At 59.1% G+C, this 22,025-nt stretch carries 17 protein-coding genes; 6 read left to right on the forward strand and 11 right to left on the reverse strand.

Features of this window, described 5'->3' with window-relative positions; all coding sequences use genetic code 11:
• Positions 1-144: 144 nt before the first annotated feature.
• On the reverse strand, positions 145-1,200 hold the full coding sequence (locus DPA2511_RS06810) for an MBL fold metallo-hydrolase (RefSeq protein WP_012764946.1): 1,056 nt from the start codon (positions 1,198-1,200) through the stop codon (positions 145-147).
• A gap of 438 nt (positions 1,201-1,638) precedes the next feature.
• Here DPA2511_RS06810 and DPA2511_RS06820 point away from each other — a divergent pair, with 438 nt between their 5' ends.
• The gene (locus DPA2511_RS06820) at positions 1,639-2,526 is read left to right on the forward strand and encodes a dihydrodipicolinate synthase family protein (protein WP_012764948.1); all 888 of its coding nucleotides are present in this window, start codon (positions 1,639-1,641) and stop codon (positions 2,524-2,526) included.
• A 152-nt stretch (positions 2,527-2,678) separates the two neighbouring features.
• On the opposite strand, the gene DPA2511_RS06825 is transcribed toward DPA2511_RS06820, so the two are convergent.
• From DPA2511_RS06825 to DPA2511_RS06855, 7 genes are all read right to left on the reverse strand, one after another.
• Complete coding sequence (locus tag DPA2511_RS06825; RefSeq protein WP_012764949.1) at positions 2,679-3,959, reverse strand: MFS transporter; 1,281 nt, start codon at positions 3,957-3,959, stop codon at positions 2,679-2,681.
• Between the two features lie 52 nt (positions 3,960-4,011).
• Positions 4,012-6,141 (reverse strand): alpha-galactosidase, encoded by a 2,130-nt coding sequence (locus DPA2511_RS06830; RefSeq protein ID WP_012764950.1) that lies wholly within the window; start codon positions 6,139-6,141, stop codon positions 4,012-4,014.
• A 136-nt stretch (positions 6,142-6,277) separates the two neighbouring features.
• Complete coding sequence (locus DPA2511_RS06835) at positions 6,278-7,303, reverse strand: LacI family DNA-binding transcriptional regulator (protein WP_012764951.1); 1,026 nt, start codon at positions 7,301-7,303, stop codon at positions 6,278-6,280.
• A gap of 494 nt (positions 7,304-7,797) precedes the next feature.
• Positions 7,798-8,439 (reverse strand): formate dehydrogenase-N subunit gamma, encoded by a 642-nt coding sequence (fdnI, locus tag DPA2511_RS06840; protein WP_012764952.1) that lies wholly within the window; start codon positions 8,437-8,439, stop codon positions 7,798-7,800.
• Entirely contained in the window at positions 8,432-9,340 is a 909-nt protein-coding gene (gene fdxH / locus DPA2511_RS06845; protein ID WP_012764953.1) for a formate dehydrogenase subunit beta, read from the reverse strand. Before fdxH ends, fdnI begins: the two co-directional genes overlap by 8 nt.
• A gap of 12 nt (positions 9,341-9,352) precedes the next feature.
• Positions 9,353-12,400 carry a formate dehydrogenase-N subunit alpha gene (gene fdnG / locus DPA2511_RS06850; RefSeq protein ID WP_012764954.1) on the reverse strand — a complete coding sequence of 1,016 codons (3,048 nt, stop codon included), beginning with the start codon at positions 12,398-12,400 and terminating at the stop codon, positions 9,353-9,355.
• A gap of 320 nt (positions 12,401-12,720) precedes the next feature.
• The gene (locus DPA2511_RS06855; protein ID WP_012764955.1) at positions 12,721-13,539 is read right to left on the reverse strand and encodes a C1 family peptidase; all 819 of its coding nucleotides are present in this window, start codon (positions 13,537-13,539) and stop codon (positions 12,721-12,723) included.
• A gap of 193 nt (positions 13,540-13,732) precedes the next feature.
• Here DPA2511_RS06855 and DPA2511_RS06860 point away from each other — a divergent pair, with 193 nt between their 5' ends.
• Entirely contained in the window at positions 13,733-14,581 is an 849-nt protein-coding gene (locus tag DPA2511_RS06860) for a GNAT family N-acetyltransferase (protein ID WP_012764956.1), read from the forward strand.
• A gap of 4 nt (positions 14,582-14,585) precedes the next feature.
• Here the strand turns inward: DPA2511_RS06860 and DPA2511_RS06865 are convergent, their stop codons facing one another.
• Complete coding sequence (locus DPA2511_RS06865; RefSeq protein WP_226376631.1) at positions 14,586-15,875, reverse strand: GGDEF domain-containing protein; 1,290 nt, start codon at positions 15,873-15,875, stop codon at positions 14,586-14,588.
• A gap of 334 nt (positions 15,876-16,209) precedes the next feature.
• Complete coding sequence (locus DPA2511_RS06870) at positions 16,210-16,935, reverse strand: DUF2076 domain-containing protein (protein ID WP_012764958.1); 726 nt, start codon at positions 16,933-16,935, stop codon at positions 16,210-16,212.
• A gap of 449 nt (positions 16,936-17,384) precedes the next feature.
• Between DPA2511_RS06870 and DPA2511_RS06875 the strand changes: the two genes are divergently transcribed.
• From DPA2511_RS06875 to DPA2511_RS06890, 4 genes are read left to right on the forward strand one after another with little or no spacing between them, the layout of a single operon-like run.
• Complete coding sequence (locus DPA2511_RS06875) at positions 17,385-18,416, forward strand: isopenicillin N synthase family dioxygenase (RefSeq protein WP_012764959.1); 1,032 nt, start codon at positions 17,385-17,387, stop codon at positions 18,414-18,416.
• Positions 18,417-18,466: 50 nt separating this feature from the next.
• Complete coding sequence (locus tag DPA2511_RS06880; protein ID WP_012764960.1) at positions 18,467-19,276, forward strand: MetQ/NlpA family ABC transporter substrate-binding protein; 810 nt, start codon at positions 18,467-18,469, stop codon at positions 19,274-19,276.
• Positions 19,276-20,067: a methionine ABC transporter ATP-binding protein gene (locus DPA2511_RS21225; RefSeq protein WP_012764961.1), complete on the forward strand. Its 792-nt coding sequence runs from the start codon at positions 19,276-19,278 to the stop codon at positions 20,065-20,067. Before DPA2511_RS06880 ends, DPA2511_RS21225 begins: the two co-directional genes overlap by 1 nt.
• On the forward strand, positions 20,064-20,723 hold the full coding sequence (locus tag DPA2511_RS06890) for a methionine ABC transporter permease (protein ID WP_194250222.1): 660 nt from the start codon (positions 20,064-20,066) through the stop codon (positions 20,721-20,723). The genes DPA2511_RS21225 and DPA2511_RS06890 overlap by 4 nt, the downstream gene beginning before the upstream one ends.
• A 114-nt stretch (positions 20,724-20,837) precedes the next feature.
• On the opposite strand, the gene DPA2511_RS06895 is transcribed toward DPA2511_RS06890, so the two are convergent.
• Complete coding sequence (locus DPA2511_RS06895) at positions 20,838-21,941, reverse strand: ROK family protein (protein WP_012764963.1); 1,104 nt, start codon at positions 21,939-21,941, stop codon at positions 20,838-20,840.
• Positions 21,942-22,025 lie beyond the last annotated feature (84 nt).

Below are 22,025 nucleotides of genomic sequence, written 5' to 3' on the forward strand. Positions count from 1 at the left end.
GGCTTCTCATAATAGCGCTGTATCTGTGAGGAATGAAATCCTGTCAGTTCTGGAGCCTCGCAATGATAATTGGAGCATCAATGCGGAGGCTATTTAGTCCTTAATTCATTCTCTGGTTATATTACTTTCATCCCTAACTCTCAGCTATTCCATATCCTGCACGGCGGTATCGGTGAGCGCGGGCTGTCTGGCGTCGCCGAGCCGGGTTTCCCACCAGGCGTTGGCGAGCGGGGGATGGCGCAGGTTGACGATTTCCCCCAGCAGCGGCGTGAGCTGCGCCAATCCTTGCGCCTGAGCCAACCGGCTGGTGCGCTGCACCGGCTCGTCCCACGTATGGAGCGAGAGGGTAAACATTCCCCAGTGGATCGGCATGAACTGGCGGGCGCGCACGTCCTGCACGGCCTGCACCGTTTGTTCCGGGTGCATGTGGGAATCCGGCCAACGTTGGTTGTACTGGCCGTTTTCCATAAAGGCCAGATCAAATGGCCCGAAGCGCTCACCGATCTCCCGAAAATGGCTGCCATAGCCGGAGTCGCCGCTGAAGAAAATCCGTTCGGTTTTACCCTGAATCACCCAGGAGGCCCACAGCGTTCGGTTGCGTCCGCTCAGGCTGCGGCCGGAAAAGTGGTGCGACGGTGTGGCGGTGAAGGTGATATCGCCGTCGTGCAGCGAATGGTACCAGTCCAACTCCCGGATACGGTTTGCCTCAATGCCCCATTTACGCAGATGCTGGCCGACTTTCAACGGCGCAATAAAGCGAGTCGCGGTGTGGCGGAAAAAGCGAATGGTGCGTTCATCCAGATGGTCGTAGTGGTCATGCGACAGCAGGATGATGTCGATAGGCGGCAGTGCTTCCAGCGCCAGTGCCGGCGGTTGGAAACGACGGAACATAAAGCTGAACGGTGACACGCTGGCGGAGAACACCGGGTCGATCAGAATGCGGGTGTCGTCCAGATTCAGCAGCAGGGTCGAATGCCCGAACCAGATGAATTTCAGGTGCGTATCCGGCGTCAGAAAAGCGGCCATGTCCGGTGTGATGTCCGGCAGTCGCGACGCAGGAATACGGCCTGTCGTGCGAAAACCGAGCCGATAGATCAGCGACAGGCTTTGCCAGAACGAGATGCGCGGCGTTGTGACGGGTTGAGTATTGAAGAAACGTCCGGTTTGCGCAGAGTAATGCTGCCGAGTCTGATCCTGCATGGATCCTCCAACATGATAAATAGGGCGTTGATGGTGGATAAGCATAGCGCCGGAACCGGTCATGGTATGCTGTTTTTGTGTCATCGGCTTGACATCGGCGGGTGAAGCGAGGAATTGCCGGCGATGATGTCGTGCGAATAGGCGCGGCACATATTGAGCGAGGATTCCGAAAGCGATGCGCAACGCCGTGGGGCTGGGCGGGAAGTCACTGGGCATCCGGCATCCTGTCAACCCGGGCGCCGGGAGAAAACCGCTCGATTGGCGTTCGGTTTCCTTCGGTGTCTTGTGGTTTCTTGATCTGTTGACGGGAGACTGCGGCGGAGTAGACGTTATGATGAGCCTATACTGGCTGTGGTTCGCAATAATTCGCACGACCGGGCTATGGCATCGGTGGTGTGTGATGTGGAGCACCCTAAAACTTCATAAGGATACTGCACGATGATGTCATTTTATGGATTGTCCGCTTTTCCTCTGACGCCGGCCGATGAACAAGGCCGGGTGGATACCGATGCGTTCGCCATGCTATTGCGCCGATTGGTTGATGCTGGCGTCGACAGTATTGGCGTGTTGGGCAGCACCGGCATTTATGCTTATCTTTCACGCGAGGAACGACGGCGTGCGGTGGAAACCGCCGTCAATGTGACGCGAGGGGCGTCGCCGGTTGTGGTCGGTATCGGCGCGCTGCGCACCGATGAGGCCATCACACTGGCGAAAGACGCTGCCGACGCGGGGGCGAACGGGGTGTTGCTGGCGCCGGTATCCTATACGCCGCTGACCGACGAAGAAGTGTTCCGGCATTTTGCGGCGGTAGCGCGCGCGACGCCGCTGCCGTTGTGTATTTATCACAATCCTTCTACCACTCGCTTTATCTTCAGCCATGATCTGATTGCCCGGCTGGCGGACGAGCCGGGCATCGTGGCGCTCAAACAACCGGGCGGCGATGCGGTATCGGACGATTTATCGTTGCTGCGTTCACGATTGCCGCCGCGATTTTCCATCGGTTTTAGCGGTGACTGGTATGCGGCAGATGCCTTGCTGGCGGGTGCCGATAGTTGGTACAGCGTGGCGGCGGGGCTGTTTCCCCATCAGGCGCGCAAATTGTTGCAGGCGGCGCGGGAAGGCAACGCGCATGAGGCGGCCCGTATCAATGCGGCGTTCGAACCGTTATGGCAACTGTTCCGCCAGCAGGGCAGCCTGCGCTGGATGTACGCCGCCGCGCATCATCTGGGGCTGATCGACAGCCTTCCGCCGTTGCCGCTGTTGCCGCCGAGCCAGCAGGAATTGCCGGCGTTGGTGTTTGCGCTGGAACGGTTGCAGGCGATATAGCGCGATCGTGCATGCCCAGGTTGGCACGTCTATTGGGATTGGCCCTGCATGACGGGGATGCGTCGGCCCGGCGCAAACGTCGCGACAAGGCAGACAATGCGTAAGCCGTGTCGGGGTCGACCCGCATCAGGTAGCGGGCCGACCCCAAACAATCAGGATAGCGTCTCTCGATACACCGGTTGCGTGTTGGCGCGCGCCCCGGACAGTGTGAACGCGGAGATAATCGTCACCGTCAGAGCGATGGCGCCAAGGATCAGGTAGGTGTGTTGAAAACCGATACGGTCATACAAATTCCCCGCTATTGCCGACAGGAAAATCGCGGCCGACTGTTTGGCGAACTGAAAACCAATCAGATAGATAGTCGCGGACAGCCGGGTGTCGAAGATGGTCGTGATGTACTTGAACGCGCCCACCAGCAGAAACGGCACCTCCAGCGCATGCAGCATTTTCAGCGCCACCACCTCCACCACGGTGGTGGCGAACGCCGAACCGCCGATACGCACCGTCATGATCGCTCCCGCTACCAGTAGCGTGTTTTTGGCTCCGATGCGGTTGATGATCCACGGCGAGCAGAACATGATGATGGCATTAGCCAGTTCGCCAAGCGTGGTGGCAAAGCCAAATACCTGATTGCCCTGCTGCGGGGTGGCGAAAAACGATTTGAAGAAGTTGGCGAACTGCTGGTCGAACACATCGTACACGCAGGCGACCCCGACCACGTACAGCACAAACATCCATAACTTGCGATCGCCAAACACCCGAACTGCCATTTTCAGCGTCATCTGAGGTTGATTGGCCCCCAGCGCGTTCATTACTTGCGCCGTCGGGTGCGGCTCGGGGCGGGCTATCAGCAGCAACACCAGCAGCATCACTGCCGCACCGGATCCCATCCAGAACACCAGCGCCGGGTTGATGTTAAATAATATGCCCGCTGTAGAAGCGCACAATCCCCAGCCAAGACAGCCGAACATACGCGCCTTGCCATACTCGAAATTGCTCTGGCGGCTGACGCGCTCGATGTAAGCTTCCACCGCGCCGGAACCGGCGGAAAACAGCAGCCCGATGTAAACCCCGCCCGCCAGCGCCCCCAACAGGCTGTTGATCCTGAGCAGCGGCGCGAACACGTACAGAAAGAACGGCGCGAACAAAAACAGCAGGATAGCGATCACCCATAACAGGTGTTTTTTCAACCCCAGACGATCTGATAGCACACCCATCAGCGGCTGAAACAGGATGGCAAACAGCGAAATGGCGGAAAACACCACGCCGGTCTGGGTTTTGTTTAGGCCGATCACCTCCGCCAGCCAGATCGGCAGAAACGGAAAACAGGTCGCCATGATGAAGAAGTACAGAAAAAAGAACAGACCGAAAATCCAGAAGTTACGGTTATATCGCGGAGTGATGACGCGCGGGGTAGCGTGACTGATGTCCATATTATTATCCTTAAGGGTGGCAGAGTGGGGGAGGGTGTTCGCTCCCGCCGTACTACAGACGATCTAACGCCAACAGTAGCGCCGTTTCCGGGTTAAGAATGGGTAAGCGCAATCCGGCGTTCATCAGCCATTCGCCGCTGAATTCGGTCGGTGACGCCATCCACGCCGGTAACTGGCGCATAGTGCTGCCGCCGTCAATCACCGGTTTCAGGTCAGGATGATCCACCACGCTCAGCCGGTAACGCGCCTGCAAGTCCAGTCCGGGGAAACGCAGCACGCCGGCCAGCGCATACTCCGGCATCGCCAGTTGGGCCACCAGAAACAGCGCCTGGGCGCGATCGTCGCTGACCACCCCTTGTACCTGCGTCGTGGCGTCCGACATGTCGACCCGCCACAGGCAGCCGGTGTGCAGCAGCGTGCGGTAGCGTTGGTGCAATGCCACGTAATGGCGAAAGCCGTCCTGCTCCTGCGCATCGGCGCGCACCGGATCCAGCTCGATGCCCATATGGCCGAACAGTGCCGTCAGGCCGCGAAAGGCAATGCTGTGCCGACGTCCAGTGGCGTGGCAACGATGATGACCGATGTGCGCGCCCATCACTTCGGGCGGAAAGAAGTAGCTCATGCCGCGCTGAATCGTCTGCCGCTCCAGCGCGTCATTATTGTCGGACGCCCAAAAGCGGTGGCAGCGCCGCAGCACCTCATAATCGATGCGCCCGCCGCCGGAGGCGCAGGATTCGAACTCCACCTGCGGGAAGCGTTCGCCCAGCACATCAAGCAGACGATAAAACGCCTGTGTCTGACGGTCGGCCGCCGCCCGCCCCTGATGCGTCGGCTGCACCAGTTCGCGGTTCATATCCCATTTCACGTAGTCGATAGGGTGCTCACCCAACAGCCAGCTCAGACGCATCAGCAGATAATCGAATACCTCGGGGTGGGACAGGTCGAGTACATACTGGTAGCGGCCAGTCGGTTGAAGGTAGCCGGGCAGCGCCAGCAGCCAGTCCGGGTGGGCGCGATAGAGATCGGAGTCCGGGTTGATCATTTCCGGTTCCACCCAGATACCGAATTCCATGCCCAGCGATCGGACATGGTTTATCACCGGCATCAGCCCTTGTGGGTATTTGTGCGGATCCACGTACCAGTCGCCGAGCGCGGCGCGGTCATGATCGCGGCCACGAAACCAGCCATCATCGATAATGAAACGCTCAACGCCCAGCGCCGCCGCCTGGGTCGCCATCTGCATGATGTAGGCCGGGTCATGCTCGAAGTAGATCCCTTCCCAGGTGTTGAGGTGCACCGGGCGCGCTGAAGCACGCGGAAAAGGGATGATCTCCTGACGCAAAAACCGGTGAAACTGCTGGCTCATGCCATTCAGGCCCTGCCCGGAGCAGGCGGCGTACAGCCACGGCGTGGTCAGGGACTCCCCCTGCGCCAGCGCGATTTCGCCGGGCAGGTAGAGCGCTTCGGCCTGCAACAGCCGTCGGCCGTCGGTTTTCACTTCCGCGCGCAGCCGGTGATTGCCGCTCCAGCCGAGGTGCACGCCCCATACCCGACCATGCTGCTCGGCAAACCCCGGCTCACCGCTGATCATCGCCGGAAAATATTCGTGCGACGTCCGTCCGCGGCGGTTTTCCTGCACCAGACTGCCGTGCGCCAACAGCGCCCGATGTGGCTGAAACTCACGCACCCAGCGGCCGTGAAACGCCATCACCTCGGCCGCCGACTCCGGCAGCGGCAGCGTGAGCGCCAGCCGCTGTACCTGCCAATCGCCAGGATGCAGGTTGGTCAGACCGTGACGCAGTTGCAGTACCCCGCTGTCGGCGTGCAGCCGTAATTCGGTGGTCAGGCGCAGGCCGGCCTGCGAGTCTTCCGCCACGACAACCAGTTGCTGCGGGTCGGGTTGCCGCACCTCAACGGTAGTCAGCACCGCAAAGGCATCGAGGCCGTTGCGATGGCCTTCGATCCCCGGCGAGCCGAACAGCCCGCGTCCGGTTTCCGCCGCCAGCGTCACCGGCACATCCACATCCAGTCGACCGTTCGGCACCGGCCGCGACAGGCTGTCCACATCCTGCGGCGAGAATGCCGCCAGATGCGGCCCCCAATACAGTATTTCCGCCGCTGGCCGGCAGCGGACAATCACGTCCGTCACCGGGCTGGCGAGACGAACCAGCGTTGTTTCCATCCCCATCCTCCTGAACGATTGATGAGGCTACTTGTATTCCGAAACGTTTCGGATGAAAACCGAAACGTTTTGGTTTTGTGATCGGGTTAAAAAGCGAACGATGAACGCGATGATGCGGACGTATCGACTGGCGAGTCTATTCAGCCGGTGTTGGCGGCGGGTTGGCGGTAAGCCCGGCGTGCAGTTGCGGTTGCCACAATACCTGCAACGACGCGGGGGCGTCTCCCGCCAGTAGACGAAACATCATGTGGGCGATTTGCTGCCCCACTTGCGCACGGGTGGCTTGTGTAATGGCTGTAACCGGTATCTCCACCATCGAATCGGCGGGCAGACCGTCATAGACGATCAACGATACGGCCTGTTCACCCTGCAAGAGGCCGCTGTCGCGTAATGCCAGCGCTGCGCCTTCTCCTTGCGTACTGCCATCGGTGACGATAGCGGTGGGTGGCTGCGGCAGCGCCAACCAGTGCAACGTAGTGTGGTAGCCTTCCCGGCGCGATGGCGCCACCTGGCGCAGCAGCTCATCGCGCCGGGCGATACCGGCGGTAGCCAGTGCATCCAGATAACCCGCTCGGCGCTGGGCAATGAACGATTGGGGGTGGTGTTCGCCGAGAAAGGCGATATGACGATGGCCGAGCGCGATCAGGTGACGGGTGGCCAGTGCGGTGCCGGCCTGATTATCGAAATCGAACCAGGCATAGGGTGACGGCAGGTCGCTGCGTCCGAGCGCCAGAAACGGAAAGCGGATCGATTGCAGGTATTGCAGGCGTGGATCCTGTTGCAGGGTGTGGGCGACAATCAAAGCATCCACCCGGCGGCTTTCAATCATGCGCAGGAACGCATGATGGTCGGCCTGTTCCTCGTCGGCGATCAGGAGCAGATCGATCTCCTGTTTCGACAATTCATGGCTGATCTCCGCCACCATCTCCATAAAGGTCGTATTGCTGAGCGGCGCGGGTTGCTGCGGGAACACCAGCCCGACTGCATCGATGCGGCCCATTTTCAGGCGGCGGGCGAAAATATTGGGGCGATAACCGAGCCGTCTCGCTTCTTCTTCTACCCGCAGGCGCGTCTCGGCGGCTACGTCATCGTAACCGTTCAGCGCCCGGCTGACGGTCGTGACCGACAGACCCAGCGTTTTTGCAATCTGTTTCAGTGACATGGCGCATCATCCACCCTGAATTCCGTTGCACGCAGACTATCACAAATCACCGCAGGAGGGGGGAGGTGAGAGGCGGTTGACAAACAGCCAAGTGGTTTTGTGAACGGTGATATCTGTCTGGGTTGTGGATGATTTCGTGCGAGGTAAAGCCAATCTTTCCTTTGTAACATTATCTCTCGCACGACAAGGAGAGGTTCAAACGCCGCCTCTCCTTGACCACTGGCTTGAGGGCTAAACTGTGCCGCTTCGCGGTTCCTTCGGCGTTCGCCTTTGCTGTTCGGGCCGCCCGTGACGCGGTGACTCCCCCATCCCTGGGGCTCGCCCTTCGGGCCAGCGTAAACGCTGTTCAAAAACGTTCCCGACGTTTTTGTCCGGAGCGGCATGGGCGTTCGCCGCGTCCATGCGGCTCACCCGGCGAAGTCGTCCACCTCAGCACCGTTTTTAACGCCGGAAAACCCTTCGCCTGTCATGAAAGGCACTACGAGAAGAGAGCCTTATTTCTTGTCTTGCTTGGCGTTGTCGATCACATCGCGCGCCCAGCGCGGGTGGTGTTTCAACGCCCACTTCTCGGATACCTTGCCTTCGATCATGCCTTTGATCGAACCGCGTACCCAGAACGCCATATACATGTGGATCAGGATGGCGTGGATCAGCACGATGGCGGCGGTGGCGTGGATCAGAATGGCGTAGCGCACCATGTCGATCGGGAACAGATGGGCGAAGTACGGCCGCCACATGATGATGCCGGTAATCAGCAACACCAGGGTTAACCCCATGATGCTCCAGAACATCAGTTTCTGACCGGGGTTGTATTTACCCACGTCCGATACCTCATGCTCGTTGCCTTTCAGCACCTCGATGATGTTGAGGAACCACGGCAGGTCGCGCAGTTTCGGGATGTTGTGCCCGACAAAACGGAAGAACATCGGTATCAGGCAGACGACGATCAGAATGCCGAAGAACGGGTGCATGATGCGCCCCATCTGCGGCGTACCGAAGGTTTCCGTCAACCATTGCAGCGTCGGGAAAAACAGCGCGATGCCGGACAGCGCCACCAGGAAGAAGCTGATCACCACGATCCAGTGACAGACGCGGTCGATGAATTTGGTACGCACAATCATTTTCGGGTTACTCATGTTTATCTTCTCCTTCGTGCGGTTGCCCTTCATCCGGGTGCGCTATCTCTTCCGTGTTCGGGCCGATACCGATGTAGTGGAACATCAGCCCGGCGAAGGTGGCGACGAAGCCCAACGTCGAGAGCGGCTTGAGGATGCCTTTCCACAGGTTGACCGGCGTCGAAATCTGCGGATTATCCGGCAGGTTGTGATACAGCGACGGTTGGTCGGCATGATGCAGCACGTACATGACGTGGGTACCGCCGACGCCCTGCGGGTCGTACAAACCGGCGTGCGGGTAGCCGCGTTTTTTCAGCTGCGCGATGCGTTCCTGCGCCACGCTCTTCATCTCTTCCTTGGTGCCGAAATGAATCGCGCCGGTGGGGCAGGTTTTCACGCAGGCCGGTTCCTGACCGGTGCTGACGCGGTCTACGCACAGCGTGCATTTGTAGACGCGGTTATCCTGCTTGTTTAAGCGCGGAATGTTGAACGGACAGCCGGCGATGCAGTAGCCGCAGCCGATGCAGTGCTCGGACTGAAAATCAACGATGCCGTTGGCATACTGAATGATGGCGCCCGCCGACGGGCAGGCTTTCAGGCAGCCCGGTTCGGCGCAGTGCATACAGCCGTCCTTACGGATCAGCCACTCAAGGCGGTCTTCGCTTTCCACTTCGGAGAAACGCATCACCGTCCAGGATTTGGCGCTCAGGTCGGCCGGATTGTCGTACACCCCGGCGTTGTGACCGACGTCATCACGGATGTCGTTCCATTCGGAACAGGCCGCCTGACAGGCTTTACAGCCGATACAGGTGGTGACGTCGATCAGTTTGGCGACTTCGCTTTTATCATCCCGAACCTGTGGCGGCGGCGTCAGGCTGCTGGTAGCCGAGCGCTGGATAATATCCTGAGATTGCATTGACATAACGTTTTACCCTTACACCTTTTCCACATTGACCAGGAACGCCTTGTACTCCGGCGTTTGCGAGTTCGCGTCGCCGACGCTCGGCGTCAGGGTATTCGCCAGGAATCCCTTGCGCGTGGCGCCCTCAAATCCCCAGTGACAGGGAATGCCGACGGTTTCGATCGCTTTCCCGGCCACGGTCAGCGTCTTGATGCGCTTGGTCACCACCGCTTTCGCTTTGATGTAACCGCGCTGGCAGGACACTTTCACCATATCGCCCGCCTGGATGCCCTTGCTTTTCGCCAGATTCTCGCCGATTTCGACAAACTGCTCCGGCTGGACGATGGCGTTCAACCGTGCGTGTTTAGTCCAATGACGGAACAGCTCGGTGATGGAGTAGGTGGTGGCGACGTACGGGAAATCGCTCGCCTTGCCCATGGTTTTGGCGTCGCGCGCGAACAGGCGCGCCGCCGGGTTAGACACCACCGCCGGGTGCAGCGGGTTGGTGCCGATCGGGGTTTCTATCGGTTCGTAGTGTTCCGGGAACGGGCCGTCCGCCAGCTTGTCCAGCGAGAACAGCCGGGCTACGCCTTCCGGCAGCATGATGAACGGCAGGGTGTCTTTGCCCGGCGGCACGGTGGCGGCGAAGTCCGGCACGTCGATGCCCTTCCACTTCTGGCCGTTCCATTCCAGCAGCTTGCGTTTGCTGTCCCAGGGTTTGCCCTGCAAATCGGCCGATGCGCGGTTGTACAAAATGCGGCGGTTCTGCGGCCAGCACCAGGCCCAGCCCGGCGTGCTGCCCAGACCGACGTCGGTATTGTCGCGGTTAGCCATCTGGTTGCCGGCGTCGGTCCAACTGCCGGCGTAAATCCAGCAGAAACTGGCGGTGCTGCCGTCGTCGCGCAGTTGCGAGAAATCGGACAGTTGCTGGCCTTTCTTCAGCACCAGATTGCCTTTGTCATCAAATACGTCCGCCAGCGCCATGCCGTTGCCCTCGCGGGCGATCTCTTCCGGCGTCGGGTCTTCCGGGTCCTGATAGTTCCAGTTGATGTTCAGCACCGGCTCCGGGCAGACGCCGCCTTCTTCGCGGTACAGTTCGCGCAGGCGCGACATCAGGCGGCCGAGAATTTTGGCGTCGTGCAGCGCCTCTCCCGGCGGCTCGGCCGCGGCCCAGTGCCATTGCAGCCAGCGGCCGGAGTTGGCGATGGAGCCGTTCTCTTCGGCGAAACAGCTGGAGGGCAGGCGGAACACTTCGGTCTGAATGTCCGCTGAATTCACGTCGTTGAACTCGCCGTGGTTCTGCCAGAAGGTGGAGGTTTCGGTGGCGAGTGGGTCGATCACCACCATGTATTTCAGTTTCGACAGCGCGGCGCTGGCCTTGTTCTTGTTGGCAAACGCCGCCAGCGGGTTGAAGCCCTGCACAATGTAGCCATTCATCTTGCCGTCCATCATCAGTTCGGTCTGAACCATGATGTCGTAGCTACGATCCCACTTCGGTAGCCAATCATAGCCCCAGTTATTGGCGGCCTGCGCGTTGTCGCCCCAGAAGCTTTTCATCATGCTGATGAAGAACTTCGGCGTGTTTTTCCAGTAATTGACCTGATCCGGCAACATCGCGTCCGGCGTGATCTGGCTGAGATAGGTTTTCAGGTCGCCCTGTTTCTCCGACGGCAGCGGCATATAGCCCGGCAGGTTGACGGTGAGCAGGCCGAGGTCGGTATAACCCTGGATGTTGGAGTGTCCGCGCAGGGCGTTGACGCCGCCGCCGGCCATGCCGATATTGCCCAACAGCAGCTGGATGGTGGCCGCCGCGCGGATAATCTGCGCGCCGTTGGTATGGTGGGTCCAGCCCAGCGCGTACATGAAGGTGGCGGTCTTGTTCGGTACGCAGGTATCCGCCAGCGACCGGCAAATCTCTTCATACGCTTTCGCCGGGGTGCCGCACAGCGATGTCACCATCTCCGGGGTATAGCGGGCGACGTGTTTTTTCAGCAGATTCCATACGCAGCGCGGATGGGTCAGCGTCTGGTCGCGTTTGGCGAAGCCGTCGGCGCCCCGTTCATACTGCCAACTGCTCTTGTCGTATTGACGGGTCTGTGGGTTGTAGCCGCTGAACAGGCCTTCGTCAAAGCTGAAGTCGTCACGCACGATCAGGCTGGCGCTGGTGTAGGCCTTCACATATTCGTGGTGAATTTTATCGTGGGTAATCAGATAGTTGACGATGCCCAGCAGGAATGCGGCGTCGGAGCCGGCGCGGATCGGCGCGTAGAGATCAGCCACTGCGGCGGAACGGTTGAAACGCGGGTCGACCACGATCAGTTTGGCGTCGTTGTGGGTTTTGGCTTCCACCGCCCACTTGAAGCCGACCGGGTGCGCTTCCGCTGCGTTGCCGCCCATCACGATCACCACATTGGCGTTTTTGATGTCCACCCAGTTGTTGGTCATGGCGCCGCGGCCGAAGGTCGGCGCCAGCGCCGCTACCGTCGGGCCGTGACACAGACGCGCCTGACAATCGATGGCGACCATCCCCAGCGAACGGGTGAATTTTTGATCGAGAATGCCGGTTTCGTTGCTGGCGGCGGAGGAGCACAGCATGCCGGTGGTCAGCCAGCGGTTGACCACGGTGCCTTTGGCATTGACGCGCTCGAAATTGGCGTCGCGGTCTTGTTTCATCAGCCGGGCGATGCGGTCGATGGCGTCATCCCAGCTGATGCGTTGCCATTTGTCCGAGCCGGGGGCACGGTATTCCGGGTATTTCAGGCGGCCTTCGCTGTGGATGTAATCGACCAGACCGGCGCCTTTCGGGCACAGCGACCCTCTGCTGACCGGGTGATCCGGATCCCCTTCGATGTGGAAAATGGCGGGTTTGGCGTTTTTGGCCCCGTCTCCCAGGCTGTACATCAGCAGCCCGCAGCCGACGGAACAGTAAGTGCAATTGTTGCGTGTTTCTTTTGCCCGCAGCAGTTTGTACTGTCGAACCGACGCCATTGCCTCTGTGGGCGCAAACCCTAATACGGCGAGCGTGGTGCCGGCCATGCCCCCCGCACAGACTTTAAAGAAGCCTCTTCGATTGATTTGCATTGGTTTCCCTATGTGTTTTATGTGTATTTTTTGTTGCGGGGAATCTAACAACACAAAAAATGTGGGTTTTGCGCGAAATCAAAATTTAAGTTTTTAAAGGCCTTTTCACCCCCTTAGTAGGTAGAATTAATCGTCGTTATGTTTTTGCTTATATAACGATAGGTTGCCGGTCTGTGAGCAAGGTGTTTATGCCTTGCGCAGGGAGTCCGATAAATGGGGCGGCGTTGGGTACAAAAAATCAACAAAAGAGGAACGCTCTCGCAACGAAGGGTCGCAAGGACAACACATCCCCGTCGCTGCCGCTGCGGGGATGTGTTATCTCAATGCTGTACGGCATTGATAACCCAGAAGTCGCTGGCGAGGCGTTGATCCAGCAGGTAGTCATACGGCATCCAGAAGTACCCCTCTTCACCGACGTCTTTGCCCCAGGAATTACGGATGTGGAACTGTTTACGGCGGTTGTTGTAACCGACGCACAGGACGGCATGCCCGCCCACGGCGTTATCCTGGTGGGTGGGTAACGGAATGAGGGTAGGAGGAGAAGGGTTATCGACCCAACTGTCGAATACGGTGAAGCCGAAAACAAACGGGAAACCGCTCGCCAGGCAGCATTGCAAGTGAGCAAGATCCTGTTGTACCCGTTGGTAGTGGGTGATGGCGTGCGGCAATGCGTCCTGATAACACCGTGGCGGCGGTCGGGTGGCTGCCGCCGCGCCAGGCGGGAATTCATTGCTCTCACCGTCGGCGGGCGTCACCACATAAGGCCACTCGTTTTCCGGACAGACCCCCTGTTTGTGCAGGCTTTTGATGCCGTCGCGCAGCATGGCGCCGGCATCGTATTTCACGCTGCCTTCAATGGTGCGCTCGTTGTAATAGATAAAAAGCCGCGATGGCACGAAGTCCGGTACTTCGCCGGCGCGACGGCGATCAAACTGGATGGCGCCCGCCAGCGCGTTGGCGGTACAGGAGCCCATCTCCCCTTGATCGTAAACCGGGAAGTCAGGCATCAGGTCGATGGCCGGAGGCAGCGATTGCAAGCGGTCTGGTTCCGGGGCGAAGTGATAGTCGCGGATATCCGGCAGATCGGGCAGGTAGCCGAGCCGGGCTTTACGTCGTTGCATTGGCGCGTTAGTGGGCATAGTGCAATCTCCTTTGGTCAGGTTCTCCTTGATTGTCGGGGAGTCGCTGGGTTCCGCCATCGGAATGGGTTGAGAGAGTATGAATACGAATCGACATAATGTTGCCGGATATCACCCCGGTTACATTCATCGCGTACAATGTCGTGCCCGGGCGGCGTGGCCCGGCCATCGATAACCGTTTAACGAGAGCTGCATGATGACGACATTACGCAATATCACCCTGGCGGATGCCCAAAGCGGCCTGGCGCTCACCCGACAGATGGGGTGGTCGCACCACCTTGAGGACTGGCAGCAAGCGCTGCGGCTCGGCGACGGGGTGATTGCGGAACATGATGGACGCGCTGTGGGCACCGCGCTGCGCTGGCGCTGGGGGGCGGAGCGAGCCACCGTCGGTCTGGTGCTGGTGGATACTGGCTGGCAGGGGCGCGGGGTGGGACGCCGACTGATGGACGGCGTGTTGTCTGGGTTGGAAGGATGTCACGTTCGGTTACATGCGACGTCGGCGGGGCAGAAACTCTATGCCCGGTTAGGTTTCGCCGCCGTTGGGGAAATCCGCCAGTACCAGTGCCCGTGCTTGCCGCCGGTAGAGAGGGTTGTCACCGCGACGGATTGGCGTTTGCGCCAGGCGGTGGACGCGGACGCCGCCGTGCTGAGCGAGTTGGATCGGCAGGCGCACGGCCTATGGCGCCCGGCGCTGATTAACGAATTGCTGCGTCAGGCTTTGCGATTGACCGTGCTGGAGCGACCGGGCCGTGCCGCCGGTTTTGCCGCCTTGCGCCGTTTCGGGCGTGGTTATGCGATTGGCCCGGTTATTGCGGGCGACGGGGCTGATGCCCGCATGTTGATCGCAACGTTACTGGCCGAGCTGCACGGCGAGTTCGTTCGTATCGACAGTGATGCGGCGCTCGGCCTGGATGAGTGGTTGTTCGAGCGGGGGCTGCGTCAGGTCGACGCGCCGGTAATGATGATCCGCGGGGTGCCGTGGCAACCTGTTGCAGGCGGCATGCGCAGCTACGGACTGATGACGCAGGCGATGGGGTAAGCGCTTATTGCACCGTCTGATTACGGCCCTGCCGCTTGGCGGCGTAAAGGTTCTTGTCCGCCTGGGTGCATAGCTGGTGTACGGTATTCAGCAGATCGCCGTTCGGCGACGACGCATGAGCAAGACCAATGCTGATGGCGACAGGAACGGGGCTTTGATTAAACATAAAAGTGGTTTCGTAAATACGTCGACGCAATTTATCGGCCAGCCAATAAAAAGCATCCGGGGAATAATCGAAGCATACGACAGCAAATTCTTCGCCGCCGATTCGACTGATCAAACCCTGTTCATTAATGGTGTCTTTGATAATCGCCGCCACCTGTTTGAGTACCTCATCGCCGCAGTCATGACCAAAGCTGTCATTGATATGTTTGAAATGATCAATGTCAATTAACATGATATTTACGGAAACATTACGATATCTTTCCTCTTTCCCATAATTCGTCAGGGCTTCATTAAACCCGTAGCGAGATAATGTATTAGTCAGAAAATCATAGCTGGCTTGTAATAATAATCGCTTATTCAGCAAGCGTATGGTTTTGGCATTCATCGCCATGAACAGCGGGCTGAAAATAATGGCTGCAATACTAATTCGGGTAATAACCACCTGATTCGTGAACTCATCATGCAGGCCGCTGTAAATAGCATAGACATGTTCGGCAGAAACGATCAGTTGCAGGGTGCCGGTACACAAGGTGATCAGCCGGGTAAGCCACAGCGGATAGACGATAGCGCACCAGGTCAGCGCCGGAAGCGGGAACGCCAGAATGGCCAACGGGCTGATCATCGCCCCGACGATCAGCGAAGCGGCCAGAAACAATATGGGTAAAATATCATTAAAATTCAACGCTGGAATCCGCAACCGAATGTTGCTGCGCACCGTCAGCAACAGCGGCAGAAACAGCACGGAGGTATAGAATTGATCGCTGAACCAGTTGAGAAAGTTATCCCGCCACTGCGCCTGTGAAAACACCGGCAGCGATTGCGCCAGTGCGCCCACCACCGCGCAGCAAAACGCGGCCAGCAGGCAGGCGATGAAGGTGTAAAGCGACGAGGCGATATCCTGCTCGTGTCGGGGATGAACCGCCGGCCGGGTTAACAGTTGGTTCAGCGTGAAAATAAAAATAATATTCGCGGCGTTAATGGTAAATGCACTGATCCCCCAGCCGTAAAAAAAAGTATCCTGAATAATCATCGCTACATAAACGACGAAATAATACCCGATGGTATTTAAATAGCGGCAACGATAGAACACGGCGGCAATAATAATATTCACCGGCCAGAATACGGACATATCTATCGCTGACAATCTGGCATGCGCACCAATAATGCAACCGACAAGCGTCAATATGAAAAGATTAACGCTATTGGAAAAAATCTTGCCATTCTTGAATAGGGATAGATTCAGAAACATGCCGTAATATCCGGTAATCGAAATCAACAGAGTTGAATAGGAGCGCTAATATTACACAGTCAGGTCGTACAGAACATTTATTTGTTGTATATACCCGTCATACTTCAAGTTGCAGGTGTGTTGGCTGCGTTCGCTCACCCGAATCACTTACCGGAGTCAGTGATTCGGGCGCCTTCCTGCAATGTGAATTATTTAGGGGATATCGCGACGAGGATTACAGGTAGGAATCGTCGTCGTCGTAACTGTCGCTGCCGAATGCATCAAAACCGCTGTCCTGCGAATCGTAACCGGCGTTGAGAAAATCGCTGCCGTTGTCCGAACCGAAGGCGTCGAGCCTTTCCATGCCGGTGTTCTGTAAACCGTCGCTGAGGTTTTGCGGTGTTTCCTCAATAATGTTGACGATTTCCTGCGGTTTGGAACTGTGGAACATGCTGGTCAGCATATCCGCCAGTACCACGCCGCCGGCAACGCCTGCCGCAGTTTGCAACGCGCCGCCCAGGAAACCGCCGGCCCGGCTCGGCGCCGGTTGGGCATATCCCGGTTGAGCACTATATCCTGGCTGCGCGCCGTATCCCGGTGCGGGTTGGTTGCCCCAGCCGTTGTTGACCGGTTGCTGATACTGCTGCGGGGCCGGTGCGGCGGTGCGACCGCCGCCGAACAGCCCGGCAAGAAAACCGCCGCTGCTTTGTTGCGGGCGGGCGGCTTCCTGCCTTAGCCGATTGACTTCGTTTTCCAGCTCTCTGACCCGCTGATCCAACTGCTTCAGCGCCGCTTCCTGAATAATCATTGCCTGCGCCATGTAATAAGGTGCGGCGGGCTGTTGGCGGATGTGGTCGCTAATTTGCTGTTCTGCCTTGAGATCCCGCGGCCCCGTTTTGGTCTCGGCGTCTTTCAGGCGGCTAAACAGACCATCAATAAGGCGTTGTTCTTCAGATTGCATAGGATTACCTCAAGAGGATTGGAATAGACATACCGTGCGGGGGCGTCGGGCGGGGTTCCCACCAAGCAACCCGCTCTGGGTATTTTAGGGGGCTGTTGTGCGCCCTTCTACGCCATCCTACTGGGTTCTGATGTCACGATAAATAGCTGTCAAGTAAACCTATCTGCAAATGTGTTACCCATTATGGCAACACCTGCGCAACTTTTTACCTTAGCTATGCCGGTATTGATATTTCACCTGCCTGACAAAATGGTGGTTAATGCAATCAGAGGGTTAGGCGTCGGAACGATCGCTTCTCGCCGGTTGCGCAGGTGAATGTCGACGTTTTCTCCTGAGCGTTTTCCCATTCTGTTGATGATAAGGAATCACCATGTCCCGTTTTCGTTGTTGTGGCTGCTCCATGTTGACCGTTTCTTCTGTTATCGACAATGCACCCGGAGCCAGCCGCCATGAGTCACGCTATTTCTCTGCCCATCCTCGATTTTTCTCTGCTTAATGGTCGCGCGGAACAGCGCGCCGCCTTTCTTCATGATCTGAGTTATGCCGCCCGCGAAGTGGGTTTTTTCTACCTGATTAATCACGGCGTCGACCCTGCGTTACAACAGCGTGTCCAGCAGATATCCAAGGCGTTTTTCGCGCTGCCGGAGGCCGACAAGCTGCGGGTGTCGATGCTTAATTCTCCGCACTTTCGCGGCTATACCCGTTCAGGAAGCGAATTAACGCGCGGCGAGCCGGACTGGCGCGAACAGTTCGACATCGGCGCCGAGCGCCCGCAATTGCCATTGTTATCCGGCGATCCCGCCTGGCGTCGTCTGCAGGGCCCGAACCAGTGGCCTGCCGCGTTACCGGCGTTGAAACCGGCGTTGCTGGAATGGCAACAGACCATGACGTGGACGTCGCTGCGCCTGCTGCGGGCATTCGCCGAACTGCTCGGCCTGCCGATCACGGCATTCGACGATTTGTACGGTAATAAGCCGAATGAACACATCAAACTTATCCGCTACCCAGGGCGACCGGCGCAGGAAAGCCAGCAAGGCGTCGGCGCGCACAAGGACTCCGGCTTCCTGACCCTGCTGTTGCAGGATAGCCAAGGTGGATTGCAGGTAGAAATCGAGCCCGAGCGTTGGGTGGACGCCGTTCCGCTGGAAGGGGCGTTCGTGGTGAATATCGGCGAACTGCTGGAACTGGCGAGCAACGGTTATCTGCGCGCCACGGTGCATCGGGTGGTCTCGCCGTCGGCGGGGCATGAACGCCTGTCGGTGGCGTTTTTTCTCGGCGCCCGGCTGGATGCCGAAGTCCCGGTGTTTCCGCTGTCCGCCGAACTGGCGAGGTTGGCCCACGGCCCGGCGAGCGATCCGCTCAATCCGCTGTTGCGGGAAGTGGGCTGGAATTACCTGAAAGGGCGGTTACGTTCCCATCCCGAAGTGGCCCGTCGCTATTACGGCGATGTGCTCGCGCAACAGCGGTCGCAGGCGGCCTGATACTCAAGTCATAAAAACCATCACGCACACACACGATAAGGAATAACACGATGAGAATTCGTTTCGCTCTTTCGCTGAGCGCAGTGACGTTATCCGCCGGGCTGGCCCTCTCCGCTCAGGCCGCAGAAGCCCTGCGTGTCGCCGCTGACCCGGTGCCGCACGCGGAAATTCTGGCCCAGGTGCAAAAGCAGGACCCGGCGCTGAAACTGAAAGTGGTCGAGCTCAGCGGTAACGTCAATGCCAACGAACTGCTGGCCCATGGCGATGTCGACGCCAACTATTTCCAGCATGTGCCTTATCTGCGCGATCAGGAAAAGGCGCTGGGCCGGAAGTTCGTGGTGGCGGCCACCGTGCATATTGAACCGCTGGGTATTTACTCAAGAAAGATCAAATCGTTGAAGGAGGTAAAAGACAACGCCACCGTGGCGGTGCCGAACAATGTGACCAACCTGAGCCGGGCGCTTTACCTGCTGCAGGAGCAGGGGCTGATTACACTGAAAGCCGGTTATAACGATCCGTCGAAGGATCAGGCTACGCCGAAGGAGATTGCGGAAAACCCGCATCATCTGAAGATCAAGGAAATCGAGGCGCCGCAGCTGCCGCGTTCGCTGGATGATGTGGATCTGGCGATCATCAACGGCAACTACGCGCTGGAAGCCGGTCTGGTGCCCTCGAAGGATGCGCTGGGGCTGGAGAGCGCCACCCATAATCCCTACGCCAATATCCTGGTGACGACGCCGGAACTGCAAAATGACCCGCGCATCAAGCAGTTGGCCAGGGATTTGGAATCTAAGGCGACGGCCGATTTCATCCGTAGCACGTACCAAGGCTCGGTGATCCCGGTGGCGGGACAGAAATAATGATCGTCATTGAGCGCTTGGGTAAACGCTATGCCGGCAGTGCGGGGTCGGCGCTGGAGGAGGTGTCGCTGACCATTCCCCAGGGGGCGGTCTACGGCATTCTTGGGCGCAGCGGCGCGGGCAAAAGTACGTTGATTCGTTGTCTCAACTTGCTGGAGCGGCCCTCGACGGGCCGCATTTTGATGGATGGGGTGGATATCACCACGCTGTCGCCACAGGCGCTGCGCCAGCACCGACAGCGTACCGGTATGATCTTTCAACATTTCAACCTGTTGCATGCCCGCAACGTGCAGGACAATGTGGCGGTGCCGTTGGAGATCGCCGGTGTCGGCAGAACGGCGCGTCGCGAGCGTGTGGCGCAATTGCTGGCCCTGGTCGGGTTGACCGACCGGGCGCACGCCTACCCGTCGCAGCTATCCGGCGGGCAACAGCAACGGGTGGGGATCGCCCGTGCGCTGGCCGCCGGGCCGCAATATCTGTTATGCGACGAAGCCACCAGCGCGCTGGATCCGGAAACGACAGCGTCGATTCTGGCGTTGCTGGCGGATATCAACCGACAATGGGGGCTGACGATCGTATTGATTACCCACGAACTGGAGGTGGTGAAAGCCATTTGTGACCACGCCGCACTGCTGGAGCAGGGAAAGGTGGTGGAAAGCGGTGCGCTGCGAACGCTACTGGCGGATGAAGGATCGCGGCTGCGGCAGGCGCTGCTGCCGGACTATGCGGCGGAGCGCGCTTTTTTGCAGCGTCATGGCGTTGAAGGGAGCGGGTTATGCCGGGTCGCATAAGTTGGGAGGACATCTTGCCGCTTATCGTGGACGCCACGCTGGAGACGCTCTACATGGTGGGGCTGGCGGCGCTGTTTACCGTATTGCTGGGGTTGCCGGCGGGCGTGGTGCTGTTCATCAGCCGTCGTGCCGGCGTACTGCCGATGCCGGCGGTGAATGCGGCGTTGGGCGGCATCATCAATGTGGGACGATCGCTACCGTTTGTGGTGTTGCTGATTGCCCTGATCCCCTTTACCCGTTGGGTGGTGGGAACCACGCTCGGCAGTACGGCGGCGGTGGTGCCGATCACCATCGGCGCGTTCCCGTTTTTTGCCCGTATCGTGGAGAATGCGCTGGACGATGTGGATCGCGGCCGGATTGAGGCGGTGTTGTCGATGGGCGGCACCGTCTGGCACATCATCGGCAAAGCGCTGCTGCCGGAAGCGTTGCCGGCCATTGTGGCAGGTATCACCTTGACGATTGTCATGCTGATTGGCTTTTCGTCGATGGCGGGGGTCATCGGCGGCGGTGGGCTGGGCGATCTGGCTATCCGCTACGGGTACCAGCGTTTTAATAACCAGATTATGGCCGGGACGGTGATCGTACTGGTATTACTGGTGCAACTGGTGCAGTCGCTGGGGGAATGGGCGGTGCGCTCGCTGGCCTACCGGCGCTGAACCCGAGCGGGCAACACCGGGAAAGCATGGCGCCGAGGTTCCCCGGCGAGCGCCCCATCGGCTCAGGCGTGTGGTCGGGCGCGTCGCGCTGCCCGACGGCAATGCAGTTCATGGTTAATACTGGCTGAGCGCCAATACGGCGGCGCCGAAGGCGGCGCTGTGTTGCGTCGGCAACGCCGAGATGTGGATCGGCGGCAGCGTCAGCGGGGCATCGTCGTCCGGCGGCGGCGTCAGGGCTGCGACGGCGGTGCGCAGCGCGGCGATAAACGGCGCCGGCAACGTCCCGCCAAGGTAGATGTCGGGCGGGTCGATCAACGCGGTAACGGCATAGAGCAGGTGGTACAACTCGCCAGTGGCGCGTTGCGTCCAGGCAATGCCCGCCAGTGAATCCGCCAGCGCTTGCCAGCCGGTATCCGTGGTCGGGAACGGCGGTTTTTCACCCGCCGCCAGCAAGACGGCGCACAGGTCGTCGAACGAGGGGCGTGATTGCGCACGGGTGCGTAAGGCGCCGACTTCACCGGCGTTGCCCCGGCGGCCCCGATGTAATTCCCCATTCAGGATCAGCGCGCCGCCGATGCCTTTGCCGATGTACAGATAGAAAAAACTGTCGCCCGGGGCAGCGGCGCCGAAGTGCAGTTCGCCGATGGCGGCGCAGTTAGCGTCGTTCTCCACCAGTACCGGACAGCCCAGCCGATCGCGCAACTGGCGGGCGATATCTACCCCGCGCCAGGCCGCCATTCCGGGAGCGATCCACACCGGCATGGCGCCGCCGTCGAATCGCGCCGGCAGCGCCAGACTTGCCGCCAGCAATCCAGCACGCGCCAGCGGTTGCGGCGTCAGCATGGCGCCGATGGCTTCCGCCAGCGTGTCGGCAACCGAGTCGACCCGCCGAAAATCGCCGCGCAATGTATGTTCCACGAGACATTGCCCGCTGTAGTCCATCAGCGTCAGACCAATCAGTTCGTATTCCGCATAGATGCCCAGTACATAACCGGCCTGCGCCGTCGGTCGCAGATTGATTTGCGGCGGGCCGCGCCGCCCTTGTGCCCGGTCGCTCTCTTCCAGCAATCCAAGGTTCAGCATATCCCGCGTCATCATGCTGACGGCGGCGGTGGTCAGGCCGCTGGCGGCGGCCAGCGAACGGCGCGACAAGCTGCCTGAGCGACGTAACAGCCCCAGTAATTTGCGGTGGCTGGCGGTGAGTTCTCGTTTTTCCATGGTGTTCTACGGTTCCGTCGTTATCCAGAGGCATTCATCTGTCTGCAATATAATTAAGCTACTTAATTAATTAGTTCGTCAACC

It is taken from the genome of Musicola paradisiaca NCPPB 2511, from assembly GCF_000400505.1.
In the GTDB taxonomy this organism is placed as follows: Bacteria; Pseudomonadota; Gammaproteobacteria; order Enterobacterales; family Enterobacteriaceae; genus Musicola; species Musicola paradisiaca.